The organism is Acinetobacter sp. YH12100 (genome assembly GCF_013419135.1).
In the GTDB taxonomy this organism is placed as follows: domain Bacteria; phylum Pseudomonadota; class Gammaproteobacteria; order Pseudomonadales; family Moraxellaceae; genus Acinetobacter; species Acinetobacter pseudolwoffii.
The window spans coordinates 1-13,118 of sequence record NZ_VPAQ01000031.1 but is presented as its reverse complement, the minus strand read 5'-3'; the positions used below and the strand labels follow the sequence as shown (position 1 = coordinate 13,118).

Genomic DNA, 13,118 nt, shown 5'->3' with positions numbered 1-13,118 from the left:
AGATAACTGGTCTAACTGAATCATTGAGAAATCAAAGCTAAGAAATAAGATGCGCCTATTCTAAAGGAAAGCCTTGTGAAAATGAAAAATCTTGCGACTTTTACTGAAATGAGCCAGCTTTTAAATACTGTGAATTTATATATTATGGACGCATAAGTTGAGTATAAGCTCTATTTTCAGCATTAACAGTTGTTTATAGTAGAAGCTGATCGAGCAAAAAATACGATAGAGTAAAATAAAAATGAAAAAGGGATTTTTAGTTTTATCTGCACTGGGTCTACTGGCATCGACTTCAAGTCATGCCAAAGTAAATGTCTGTGTTTTTGATTTGCTGGGCAAGTCTGGCGAATCTTTTAAATTAATGGAGGAATGGGCTTTAGCTGCAAAAGCCTGGAATACTGATGTTCAATTGACTGCCTATCAGGACGAAGCCAAAGTGGATCAGGATGCCAAGGCCGGCAAATGCGATGGCTTCTATATGACCTCTATGCGGGCCCGCGCCTATAACAAATTCGCCGGCTCGATTGATGCGATTGGTGGTGTGCCAAATAATGACATTGCCATGAAAGCCATCAGTTATGTACTGGACAAACGCAACAGCAAGCGCCTGATCACCCAGATTGGCAAAGAAAAATTTGAAGTGGCTGGGATCGGGCAGATTGGCCCGGCTTATATTTTTGTCCGTGATCGCGAGCTGAATAAACTGGAACAGGTAAAAGGCAAGAAATTTGCCGTGCTGCATTATGACTATGCCCAGAAAATTATGGTCAACCGGATTGAAGCCGTGCCGGTAATGTCGGAAATTTCCAATTTTATCCGTAAGTTTAATCAGGGCGAAGTTGATATTGTGGCTGCACCGGCTTATGCCTTTAAACCGCTTGAATTAGAAAAAGGTCTGGGCAATAAAGGCGCCATGATTAATTTTCCAGTGATCAATGTCACCGCCGACCTGATCATCCGGCAGGATAAATTTCCTGACTCTTTCGCAGTACAATCCAGAGACTGGTTTGTGAAACAGTTGCCGCGCAGTTTTGCCATGGTGAAACGTATGGAAGCGGAAATTCCCAATAAATATAAGTTGAACTTAAGCCGTGAAGATCGCATTGCCTATCAGAAGATTCTGCGCGAAGGCCGCATCGATTTAACCCGGCAGGGGATTTATGATCCCGGCATGATGACGGTATTGAAGCGTGCCCGCTGTACCATCGAAAGAACCAATTTTGAGTGTTCAATTAGTGGCGAATAAAATTCAAATGATGTATATCTTTGTAACTCTCACGGATTAAATGTAATGATACGAAACTTCTATTGAATACTAAGAAGTTGATATTTAAAAATATTTTATAAAATAATATTTAGAAAATACGCTGATTTATCTTTATAGGCCAAAACACGGGTTTTAAATGGAGTAAATGCTCTATTTTTTTTAATTAAACTTGCTTAATATTTGTTCCGTGTACGGACACTCAGCGAATAACAAGATTCCAAAGGATAATACAATGAAAAAAGCACTCTTATCATTGGCTGCACTTTCTACATTTGGTTTTGCCAATGCAGTGCATGCAGAAAAAGTCGATATCTGCGTGTTTGACTTACTGGGTAAATCGGGTGAGTCTTTCCAGATGGCGCAAGAATGGGCACTGGCTGCAAAAGGCTGGGGCGCAGAAATCAATCTGATTGCCCGCCAAGATGAAGCTGTTGCCGACAATGATTTTAAAGCCGGAAAATGTGATGGCGTATTTATGACTGCCATGCGCGCCCGTCAATACAATAAATTTGCCGGTTCTATCGATGCACTGGGCGGTGCACCGAGCAATGCAATTGCACAGCGAGCCATTAGTTTTGCGCTGGACAAACGCAATGCCAGCAAAATGGTGACTAATCTGGGTGGTAAAAAATACGAAATTGCCGGGATTGCACCACTTGGTTCGGCGTTCATCTTTGTCCGTGACAAAAATATTAACTCGATCGAAAAAGCCGCAGGTAAAAAATTCGCGGTATTGGGCTATGACGATGCCCAGAAAATTATGGTGCAGCGTGTTGGTGCACAGGCCGTGATTTCCGATGTATCCAATTTTGTGGCCAAATTTAACAATGGTCAGGTGGATATGGTGGGGGCACCAGCCTATGCTTATAAACCGCTAGAGATTTATAAAGGCCTTAGCAATAACGGCGCGATGTTTAATTTCCCGGTGCTGCATGTGACGTCCGATTTTGTCATTCGCCCGGAAAAATTCCCGGCAGGTTTTGGGCAAAAATCGCGTGACTGGTTTATCAAAAACCTGCCAAAAAGTATGGCCATGATCGGCCGTCTGGAAGCCGGAATTCCGTCGAAATATAAAATGAATCTGAGCGTGGAAGATAGAACCAAGTACCAGAAAATGTTACGTGATGGCCGTATGGACATGACCAAACGCGGAATCTATGATGCTGGCATGATGTCAGTGTTAAAACGCGCGCGCTGTTCTGTCGACAAAGCCAATTTTGAGTGTTCACTTTCGGGTGAGTAATTTGATTTTTAAAGAAAAAGCTTAGCTGAGTCTAAGCTTTTTTTGTGGTTGAACTGAGGCAGATCAGCCATTGTACAGCTGATTAAATAGCTTAAGCTTGATCTAAAGATTGATTTCTTATGATTGATATAAAAATAATTAGATGCGGCTGAAATCGCAATAACAAAAACAAGGTATAAGGACATTAGGATGATACAAAGAAGATGGAAAATACTGGCATTGGCCGCAGCGACATTTACTGTTTCAGGTCTGGTACAGGCCAAACAGGTGATGTGCGTATTTGATCTGGTGGGCAAAAATGGCGATGTGTATAGCGTCATGAAAGATTATCAGCTGGCAGCGAAAAACTGGGGCGCTGATATCGAGCTTAGAGTGAATACCAATGAAGCCGTGGTTGCAGAAGATTTTAAAGCCGGAAAATGTGACGGGATTAGTGTTACTGGAATGCGCGGGCGTCAGTTCAACAGTTTTACCGGCTCACTCGATGCCATCGGGGCGATTCCAGATCTGAATCTGGCCGTTAAAGTGATGCAGGGTCTGGCGAGTCCGACTTTTGCCAAACATATGCTCAATGGCAAATATGAAGTGGTGGGGGTGATTCCTGTCGGTGATGCTTTTCTGTTGGTCAATGACCGTAGTATTAATACCGTGGCCAAAGCTGCAGGTAAAAAAATTGCGGTACTCGACTATGATGAAGCACAAAAAATCATGGTGCAGCAGGTTGGTGCTCAAGCCGTTAGTGCCGATGTCACCAACTTTGGCGCCAAGTTTAACAATGGTCAGGTTGATATCATTGGCGCACCCGCTGCGGTATTTAAACCCCTAGAATTACACAAAGGCTTAGGTACAAAAGGTGCGATTGTGAATTATCCGGTGTTGCAAGTGACCGGTAATATCATTATCCGTCCCGATAAATTCCCGGCGGGTTATGGTCAAAAATCACGTGAATGGGTGAAAAGCCAGTTGCCGCGCGCTTTTGGTATTCTGGGCAAAATGAAAGCCGATATTCCTGCAAAATACTGGATGGATATTCCGGCTGCAGATAAACCGGGCTATCAGAAAATGATGCGCGATTCCAGAATCGACCTGACCAAACGCGGCGTATATGATAAGCGCATGATGAAACTGCTGTGGCAATTCCGTTGTAAACAGAACCCGCAAAACTTCGAATGTGCCTTACAGGATGAGAACTACAAATAATCCTGATAAAATTACTCTGATTTGACTTTTAATCTGTAGAGACTGACCATATATTGAGTGTGTTATACTTCGATATGGTCTTTTCTTTTTAAAGACATTCCATTCAACAGAGGAATCCGCCATGAATGCCCAAGCGCTTGTGCTCACCGACAATGCCGCAAATAAAGTACGCCAGTTGCGTGACAGTGAAGGTAACCAAGACTTAATGCTCCGTGTGTATGTTACCGGTGGCGGCTGTTCAGGTTTCTCTTATGGCTTTAACTTTGCCGAAAGTCAGAATGAAGATGATGCAGAATTTGCCAACGGCGATGTGAAAGTACTGGTCGATTCACTCAGCTATCAATATCTGGTCGGTTCAGTTGTAGATTATTTGGAAGGTCTGGAAGGTTCACGCTTTGTGGTGCAAAACCCGAATGCGACCACCACTTGTGGTTGTGGATCTTCATTCTCGATCTAAACACGTACAATAAAAAAGTCCTCTTGATGAGGACTTTTTTATATCTGAAGAAAACTTAATTTTCCAGTTTTACCGCTTCCAAGAGGTCAAAAATTACTGATGTGACATCCTGACTCAGCTCACGATTATTAAAAATCTCATAAGCGCTAATGGTAATATCGGTATCACTTGGCAACAGGCGCTGCTCTTCTTCGATCAGGTCATTGATCGGCAAGAGGGTCTGTTTGATTTCCAGATGTAAAATATCTTTATATTCCAGATTCTCATCGTCCAGTTCAATCAGCTGTTCATTGAAATAAGGCAATAAAATCGCATGAAGATGTGGCTGAATATCCTTAATATCAAAGATCTCGATATCACGCGTTTCATCAATCGTACTAATGTGGTCATTTACTTCAATTAAAATATGGTAGTAACTCACATGAATCTCCAAAGATGGCCTGAACAATGTAGCCGTTCACAATAACATGAAATCCGAATAGAGTGTTTTTTATAACACTTATACACTTAAATTAATTAAGGAATTCAGGCTGATCACTTAACGGTGATACAGCAAAGTCTTGTCGGCAGGTCGCAACTGAAAGTGTTGCAGATTCTGTTTTCCCAGTACCGGATACATCAGCGCCTCTGGATCATCATGATGATACAGGCCCAAAGCATGCCCCAGTTCATGAGCCAGTGTCAGACGCAGATCATCTTCTGCATCAAACTGATATACATGAATCTGATGACCCATAAATACCCCTTTATGAAATTCACGGGCAGGAAAACGTTGCTGGGCCTGAATGATATTCTGTTGATGATTTTCAAGACTATGTTGATGCAGCGAAACATTCAGGTTAAAAGAACTTTGCTGTTGCTGAAGATACTCGGCTTCCCGTTTAAAATTTTCCGATTTGCGCTGTAAAGCCTGAAACTCATATTCTAATTGTTCGTGCTCATAGGCAGATAAATTTGGCTGATACCGTCGTTGCTGTAGCTTCTGAAATTCATAATTAATCTGATCTCTTTGCTGGATCAAGCGTTGTTGTTGACTTTCCAGATGTTGATAAGATGCTTCCAGATTTTTGACCTGACGTTGATACTGGGCATCATCTGCCAGCAACTGTTTTTCGACTTTCTTTAAGGCATTATATTCCTGTTGCCGTTGATCATAGATCAGATGAATACTCAGCTGGGCATTTTCATCATAGAGCAGCAGATCATCGCGATGGGTGCCCTGATGCCAGATCTCGACGGCTTCTTTGCTCAGTTGAATCACTTGCTCTTTACTCAGCCCAAAGCCTGCATCTACCTGATCGACCTTAAAGCGTAAACGTGTGTCAAAAGGATGACTGAGCCGGTCTGCAAGCGAGTTGTAGCGCAGTTGTGGATGAGCTTTGGTCTGCATATGCATAGAGGTAGACAGGATTAACCCAACGATGACCAGACAAAATAGAAGGCGCATATTGCTATTGAGATGCTTATTTTTAAAAAATATAGCTTAATTTTAAGGCATTTCCCATGCTTATTTGCCTTCCTGCTCAGCTTTTGGATAAAGTCCTAATTCGGCCAAGGTTTGCTGTAAAATGTCCAGGCGAATCGCCGGATCCATATGACTGTGCATCTGCATATTCAGGGAAAAGGCCACGATGTCAGCCTGTGGTGTTTCGATCCAGCCCGTGCGTCAGCCAACTTGCGCTTCCAGCTCCATACCCCGGCCGGATTTGGCATACAGTCGACAAGCGTGGCGTTCCTGTAGCAATAACATGGCTTTAACCCATTGCTGAAAGGCCGCAAAATCAGAATTTTCAGGGTTGATGGTCGTTTCATGCTGGATTTAGCTTAAACAGCTTTACTTGAACATACGATCCATTTTTAGTCATTTTACCTTCATGCTTTAAAATTTGGACATAAAAAAACCGCGCTATTGCGCGGTTTTTCAGTTAAAGCGACAAATTATTTTTTGTCATCTTTTACTTCAGTGAACTCAGCATCTACAACGCCGTCGTCCGCTTTTTGCTGTTGTTGACCAGCGTCACCACCGAATGCGTTCGGATCAAACCCTTGCGCACCGCCTTGGCCTTGAGCTGCTTCATAGGCACGCTGAGTGATCGGCATGATGATGTTTTGAAGCGCTTCAGTTTTCGCTTTGATTTCTTCAACATCATTTTCTTTAGTTGATGCTTCAAGCTCAGAAACCGCAGTTTCAATTGCAGTTTTTTCGTCTGCAGTCACTTGCTCGCCCAAATCTTTCACTGCTTTTTGAGCAGAAGAAACTAACGCATCCGCTTCGTTACGTGCTTTCGCTAATTCTTCGAATTTGCGATCTTCTTCAGCATTCGCTTCAGCATCACGGATCATTGCTTCGATTTCAGCATCAGACAAACCTGAGTTTGCTTTAATCTGGATCGATTGCTCTTTACCCGTGCTCTTGTCTTTTGCAGATACTTTCAAGATACCATCAGCGTTGATATCGAAAGACACTTCAATTTGTGGCACACCACGTGGCGCAGGTGGGATATCGCCCAATTGGAAGTTACCCAACAATTTGTTTTGCTGTGCCATTTTACGTTCACCCTGGAACACAGAAATGTCTACAGCAGGCTGGTTGTCAGCAGCAGTCGAGAACACTTGAGATTTCTTCGCAGGAATCGTGGTGTTTTTCTCGATGATTGCTGTTAACACGCCACCCATGGTTTCGATACCAAGTGTCAGCGGAGTAACGTCAAGTAGAAGTACGTCAGTTTTGTCACCTGAAAGTACCGCACCTTGAATCGCAGCACCCATTGCGACTGCTTCATCAGGGTTTACGTCTTTACGTGGCTCTTTACCGAAGAATTCTTGAACCTTCTGTTGAACCATTGGCATACGTGATTGACCACCAACCAAAATCACGTCAGAGATGTCTGAAGTCGAAAGACCAGCATCTTTAAGTGCAATACGGCAAGGCTCAATGGTACGCGCAACCAAGTCAGCAACCAAACCTTCAAGTTTCGCACGTGTTACGTTGATCACCAAGTGTTTAGGACCAGTCGCATCAGCAGTGATGTATGGCAGGTTGATTTCAGTTGCATTCGAAGAAGAAAGCTCGATCTTCGCTTTTTCAGCAGCTTCTTTTAAACGTTGCAGCGCAAGCGGATCTTGTTTCAAGTTGAAGTTTTGTTCTTTTTTGAACTCTTCAACCAGGAATTCGATCAATGCGTTATCGAAGTCTTCACCACCCAGGAATGTATCACCGTTAGTAGACAATACTTCGATTTGCTGGTCGCCATCAAGATCCGCAATTTCAATGATTGAAACGTCGAATGTACCACCACCCAAGTCATAAACCGCGATTTTACGGTCACCTTCTTTCTTGTCCATACCGAACGCAAGTGCAGCAGCAGTTGGTTCGTTGATGATACGTTTCACTTCTAAACCTGCAATTTTACCTGCATCTTTCGTTGCTTGACGCTGGGCATCGTTGAAGTAAGCAGGAACAGTAATGACCGCTTCAGTTACTGTTTCACCCAGGTAATCTTCCGCTGTTTTCTTCATCTTTTTCAAGATTTCAGCAGAGATTTGCTGTGGTGCAAGTTTCTTGTCGTTGACATCAACCCAAGCATCACCGTTGTCAGCTTTGATGATTTTGTACGGTACCAGACCGATATCTTTTTGTACCGCTTGGTCTTCATAACGACGACCGATCAAACGTTTGATCGCGAACAAGGTATTTTTAGGATTCGTTACCGCTTGACGCTTTGCCGATTGACCTACCAGAATTTCGCCATCTTTATAGGCAATAATTGATGGCGTTGTACGCGCGCCTTCAGCGTTTTCGATTACTTTAACTTTGTCGCCTTCAAGTACTGCAACACATGAGTTTGTAGTACCTAAGTCAATACCAATGATTTTAGCCATTTGGATGTTTCCTCAAAAATTTTTTTATTCCCAAACTTTTCCCTTTATCAAAGGGAAATTAAAAGGGATTTACTTGTTATCCGATATGAGAGCCGTTCGATTTTTTTCAAGTAAAATTGTTGAAAAAATTTCACAAACTCCCGAATTTATTTGGCTTAAGCGCCAACCATGACCATCGCCGGACGCAACAGGCGATTATTCAGCGTGTAGCCTTTTTGCAAAACAGTGCCAATTTCATTGGCTTTGGCATTTGGATCAATCCCAACTGCCTGATGCAGATCAGCATTAAAGCCGTTACTGGTGTCTACCACCACGACTCCAAATTTCTCTAAGGTATTCAATAAAGATTTAAGTGTCAGTTCAACGCCTTCCAGCAGTGGAGTTTTCTCTTCACCTGCGGCAACAATGGCGCGCTCGAGATTGTCGACGGTTTCTAAAAGTTCTTTAGAGAACTTTTCTAAAACGGTATCTTTATGCTTTTCAGATTCACGCTGAATACGTTCCACACTTTTTTGTGCTTCGTAGACTGCATTGGCCGTACGTGCTTTTTCTAACTTTAAGTCACCTTCAAGCTGCGCAATCTGCTCTTGTAAAGACTCAACGGAAACTTCTGCCTGCTCGGTTTCAGCTTGAGTTTGCGCTGTATCTTGTTCCGCTTGCTCTTGCTCAAATTTTTGAGCTTGCTCGTTTTGCTCAGTCGCCATTGATTTACTCCGTTTAAATGGGTTCTTAAACATGTACAGTCCTCAGGCCTCAGTATTCACTGCGTTAATGCTGAACTGCCATGGTTGAAGTTCTTGATTACCTAAAGAAATCGGGGCAGGGTGTAAAAATTCAAGCGTCAGTCAAGATTAAATTTAAGATTTATACAAAATTCTGAATAAAACAGCGAGCAGATGGCAGGCTTTTACCTCGATATAGGCGGAGATAAATTGAAGTAAATGATCAAGGAGCCATCTGATCATTACTGTATACGTCGCTGAATAGACAGTCTGGGCTTTAAAATAAAACATGAATTATTTGAAAATAAATATAAAAAATTGATAATCGTATTTTTAAATAAATTTAATAATTTTAATCTGTTTTAAATATTAGTAAAAAAATTGCATGATACTGACATAGACAGCGACCTTGTTCAGAGGAGAGAGCCGAACTCGGTTGCTGTTGCCTTATTTCAAGTTACTTTTTTCAAGCTGAGTTCCCCCAAGACTTGGCTTTTTTTTGCCTGATTATTTATTAGACATAAAAGCGATTAATATCTAAGCAATAAAGTATTTCTCAATAGATGAACTTTTGATTAATATTTATTCCAGATTCTATCGCTGTAGTTTCTTCTTATTTTGAAATGTGTTTTCGTGGCTTATCTTTTTCTCTAAGATAGGCCTTTTTTTTGCTAAAATTGAGCATTCTTGATCTGATCAAGATAAAAATGATGGCTTGGCGGCTTAGTCCGACCTTCATGCAAAAATACTGCTTTTATTCAATCAGCTTGAGATAAAATTTTCCATTAAAAAAGCCTGCTACAGGCTTTTTTAACAAAGAGTGAAATCAAAGTATTAATCACGGCGATCGCGTGGACGCTGCTGTTGCTGTTGACGTCGATTATCGCTCCAGCGTGGGTTAGATGAACGGTTTTGCTGGGCTTTTCTGGCACGTTGATCGGTGATCCGTTTACGATCCTGCTCCAGGCGGCGTTTATTACGTTCTGTTTCAGCCTGTTTTTGCCGTTGGCTCATCATGTTTTTACGCTGCTGTTCCTGGCGTTGTCGTTCCAGCTGGCTTTTACGTCGGTCCTGTTCTAACTGTCTTTTACGGTCCTGTTCCCAGTTACGACGCTGCACTTCCTGTTTACGTCGATCCAGTTCAATACGTTTACGTTGCTGTTCATATTCCCAGCGTTGCCGATCATAACGACGCTGTTGCTCATAACGACGATCCTGTTCATAGCGGCGATCAGAACGCTGATCATAACGGCCATCGTAGTAGCCACCATCTTCAGGGAAAGCAACACAGCCTACAGCCAAAAATGCAGTCGCCAGAGACAGAGCTATAATTTTGCCAGCCATAGGCATTCTCCCAACTTGAAATAAAAAATATACTGAAGCTCGCAAAACTACGTCAAAAATACCATTTAAACGGTCAATGACATCTTTTATAAATCAGGTTAACGTATTGGATAAAACTATATGTACTTAGATATTAAGACTTATATAAGAATATGGTCACTGAAACGCTAATCGTGTAGAAACTATGAAGAATTAAGAGAATAAGGACTAAAAATAATGACTGTGAATCATCCAGTACTGAAAAGTGTCATGGAGAAAGGGCAAGGCACAGCAGCGCGTATGCTGGATCGCTTACCTGGTATTGCACAAGACGCATTGGTTAAGGCTTTGGACTATCCTCATCACTATCCTAATTTAGACCCCATGGTCAAATGCCTGATGGCGATTCAGCTTAAACAGGGGCATGGCAGCTTTCTGAGTGAAGATGTCGCACAGGCACGGGTGGCGTTTGATGCGCGCATGAAAACAATTCAGGCCAGACCGACTGCTGTGAAAATGGTAGAAGAGCTGCGTCTGCCTTTGCAAAGTGGCAGCATCTTTGCCCGGCATTATCATCCAGCTCCACAAAAGAAGTTGCCGATGGTGATTTTTTATCATGGCGGTGCATTTATGGTGGGCGGTCTGGACAGCCATGATGAATTCTGTCGCTTGCTGGCAGTACATGCCAAAGTACAGGTGTTAAGCGTGGCTTATCCGCTGACGCCAGAATTTAGCCCCTTGCAGATGGTACAGGTTTGTGAAGATGCCCTGGCGTGGGCACATCAGCATAGCAAGCAGCTAAAAGTCTATAAAAACCGGATTGCCTTGGCAGGGGACAGTGCCGGCGGAAATCTGGCTACTGTTGTAGCTCAGCGCAGTGTAGGTAAATCTTATGCCGCACGAGCGCAGCTTTTGCTTTATCCGGCGGTCGACTTTAAAAGTCGCCATCCATCTTTTTATGCCTATAAAGATGGACTGGTACTTTCAGAGCAGGATATTGATCTGGTGACCTTCATGTATGCCCAGACCCATCAGATTGAATTAGATGATCCACTGATTTCACCGACCTATGGTGAATTGCAAAACTTGCCGCCGAGCTATGTGATTACCGCACGTCATGATGTCCTGCATGATGAAGGTTCAATCTATGCGCATAAACTACGTCAGAATGGTGTGAGTGTTCATTATCATGAATATACCGACCAGGCACATGGTTTTATCAACCTGACGCCGATCTCCCGCCGTGCCAAAAAATATGTGATTGAGATCAGCAAAAATTTCCGCAAATTCTGGGATAAACATAGTTAAATCCAAGGCGTGAATGCAAAAAGGTGTTTCTCATGAAACACCTTTTTTTATAGATAGGTTTTTATCAATTCTTATACTTTGCTGCTGATCTGCGCTTCAGGAAAGATCAGATTGAATTTGGGAACATAAAAGCTTTGCAGCAATTTGGCTTTGGAAAAGTCTGGAAATATATTGTCGATATCTTGCCATTCTACTTGCGAGAGTTTGGAGAGATGACCACGGAACTGTGGACTAAACTGAAAACGCTGACCTTTCCAGGCTTGCTGAATCTTCAGCATAGATGCTGGAATATGATGACTATTAATGTAGAACTGGCGTGCAGATTTGGTTTTCTTCAGCCGAATTGTCATATGCTGGTTTTGATGCTGAATCTGACACAGCACTTCCTGATCCTTTTCCTGCCATTCAAATTGCGCATGTTCTTTGGGAATGCCCCATAAATGCTGACCGTGTACCACAGACTCATGGGTAGACACATAAATTTTAGGAATCGAGCTGAGGTGCCGTTTACTAATTAAAGGATGATCCAGAATCAGTAACTCATCATAAGGGCCAATCGGCGAAGAATGATAACGCACCAATAAGACTTGGACCATCCGCCCCAGCGGAGATGGTGCGATCCGGAACTGTTTCGCTTGCTCAATAAAGCTGGGGGTCAGCCAATAATTCAGAATAAAACCTTCACCCTGCAAACGCCAAGGTGGAAACTGGTGGATATTTTGCTCCTGTAATAATGCATGCTTCATTCTTATTCTCTTGTCTTTAGTCGGCAGATCACTGCATTATGAGTTATAAAAGATTAATATATAGTCATTCACAACCATTACTTCTAAGTAGATGAGTTAATAAATGTTAAAGAAATCATTATGTGTGATCGCACTTGCTGCGCTCAGTCTACCAAGCTTTGCTGCAAATACGATTATTGAGATGAAGACTTCATCAGGAAATATTGAAATTGAACTCTTCAATGACAAAGCGCCAATCTCGGCAAAGAACTTTGAAAGCTATGTAAAGAGTAACTTCTATAAGGACACGATCTTTCACCGCGTCATTCCAGGCTTTATGGTGCAGGGCGGTGGCTTTGATGTGAACATGCAGGAAAAAGCCAATACCAAAGCACCCATTAAAAACGAATCATCGAATGGTCTGCAAAATAAACGCGGTACTTTAGCCATGGCGCGTACCAATCAGCCGGATTCTGCCCGAGCACAATTCTTTGTGAACCTGGTTGATAATGATTTCCTGGATCGTTCTGCCAGAAATGCCGGCTATGCGGTCTTTGGTAAGGTCACTAAAGGTATGGATATCGTCGATCAGATTGCTAAAGTACCGACCCGAAACTATGGAATGCATCAAAATGTGCCGGTGAACCCTGTAAAAATCACCAGTGTGACGATTAAAGCACCAGTCGTGAAAAACTAGGTACAGAATAAAACAGAAATATTTAATTTATATTTCTGTTTTAAAAATATGTACTTATGTAATGAATTGTATGGAATTGAACCAATTTGGTGCATAAAAATAAAACACTCGTGATTCCTGTGCGTTAAAAGCGCTTGCACGTGTAAGAAATTGCCCTATAATGAGCACATACCGACGAGATAGACGGAAACGAACGAAGCAGAATGGCGGAGTTGTTGAGTTTATCGAAGTCCAGCTTCTAGCACTGACGAGGTGTTAGAAAGATCATTAAGAGATTATGAAGAACAACTTGTG

12 protein-coding genes and 1 pseudogene are annotated in these 13,118 nt (G+C 42.4%); 6 read left to right on the top strand and 7 right to left on the bottom strand.

Annotated elements, in window-relative coordinates; genetic code table 11:
* Positions 1 to 241: 241 nt before the first annotated feature.
* From FTU40_RS14530 to erpA, 4 genes are all read left to right on the top strand, one after another.
* Positions 242 to 1,246, top strand: a complete 1,005-nt coding sequence (locus tag FTU40_RS14530) for a putative solute-binding protein (protein WP_180041301.1) — start codon at positions 242 to 244, stop codon at positions 1,244 to 1,246.
* A 253-nt stretch (positions 1,247 to 1,499) separates the two neighbouring features.
* The gene (locus FTU40_RS14525; protein WP_180041299.1) at positions 1,500 to 2,510 is read left to right on the top strand and encodes a putative solute-binding protein; all 1,011 of its coding nucleotides are present in this window, start codon (positions 1,500 to 1,502) and stop codon (positions 2,508 to 2,510) included.
* A gap of 189 nt (positions 2,511 to 2,699) precedes the next feature.
* Positions 2,700 to 3,710, top strand: coding sequence for a putative solute-binding protein (locus FTU40_RS14520; RefSeq protein WP_257223553.1), 1,011 nt, complete (start codon positions 2,700 to 2,702; stop codon positions 3,708 to 3,710).
* 121 nt (positions 3,711 to 3,831) lie between these two features.
* A complete protein-coding gene (erpA, locus tag FTU40_RS14515; RefSeq protein WP_004281944.1) occupies positions 3,832 to 4,167 on the top strand; it encodes an iron-sulfur cluster insertion protein ErpA in 336 nt (111 codons plus the stop codon).
* A 55-nt stretch (positions 4,168 to 4,222) separates the two neighbouring features.
* Here the strand turns inward: erpA and FTU40_RS14510 are convergent, their stop codons facing one another.
* The 6 genes and pseudogenes from FTU40_RS14510 to FTU40_RS14485 form a co-directional block, all read right to left on the bottom strand.
* Positions 4,223 to 4,600: a hypothetical protein gene (locus FTU40_RS14510; RefSeq protein ID WP_180041296.1), complete on the bottom strand. Its 378-nt coding sequence runs from the start codon at positions 4,598 to 4,600 to the stop codon at positions 4,223 to 4,225.
* Between the two features lie 105 nt (positions 4,601 to 4,705).
* A complete protein-coding gene (locus FTU40_RS14505) occupies positions 4,706 to 5,614 on the bottom strand; it encodes a matrixin family metalloprotease (protein WP_180041294.1) in 909 nt (302 codons plus the stop codon).
* A 60-nt stretch (positions 5,615 to 5,674) separates the two neighbouring features.
* Positions 5,675 to 5,935: pseudogene (locus FTU40_RS14500) on the bottom strand (OXA-134 family carbapenem-hydrolyzing class D beta-lactamase); the annotation flags it as partial.
* A 170-nt stretch (positions 5,936 to 6,105) separates the two neighbouring features.
* The gene (dnaK, locus tag FTU40_RS14495) at positions 6,106 to 8,049 is read right to left on the bottom strand and encodes a molecular chaperone DnaK (RefSeq protein WP_005173542.1); all 1,944 of its coding nucleotides are present in this window, start codon (positions 8,047 to 8,049) and stop codon (positions 6,106 to 6,108) included.
* Between the two features lie 155 nt (positions 8,050 to 8,204).
* Positions 8,205 to 8,753 (bottom strand): nucleotide exchange factor GrpE, encoded by a 549-nt coding sequence (gene grpE, locus FTU40_RS14490; RefSeq protein WP_005173545.1) that lies wholly within the window; start codon positions 8,751 to 8,753, stop codon positions 8,205 to 8,207.
* Between the two features lie 852 nt (positions 8,754 to 9,605).
* Positions 9,606 to 10,115, bottom strand: coding sequence for a hypothetical protein (locus FTU40_RS14485; protein WP_100329870.1), 510 nt, complete (start codon positions 10,113 to 10,115; stop codon positions 9,606 to 9,608).
* Between the two features lie 216 nt (positions 10,116 to 10,331).
* Here FTU40_RS14485 and FTU40_RS14480 point away from each other — a divergent pair, with 216 nt between their 5' ends.
* Positions 10,332 to 11,402, top strand: coding sequence for an alpha/beta hydrolase (locus tag FTU40_RS14480; RefSeq protein WP_180041292.1), 1,071 nt, complete (start codon positions 10,332 to 10,334; stop codon positions 11,400 to 11,402).
* Positions 11,403 to 11,473: 71 nt separating this feature from the next.
* Here the strand turns inward: FTU40_RS14480 and FTU40_RS14475 are convergent, their stop codons facing one another.
* A complete protein-coding gene (locus tag FTU40_RS14475) occupies positions 11,474 to 12,148 on the bottom strand; it encodes an acetoacetate decarboxylase family protein (protein ID WP_100355786.1) in 675 nt (224 codons plus the stop codon).
* Between the two features lie 103 nt (positions 12,149 to 12,251).
* On the opposite strand from FTU40_RS14475, the gene FTU40_RS14470 reads away from it, so the two are divergent.
* Entirely contained in the window at positions 12,252 to 12,824 is a 573-nt protein-coding gene (locus FTU40_RS14470; RefSeq protein WP_100355787.1) for a peptidylprolyl isomerase, read from the top strand.
* The last annotated feature ends 294 nt before the right edge of the window (positions 12,825 to 13,118 follow it).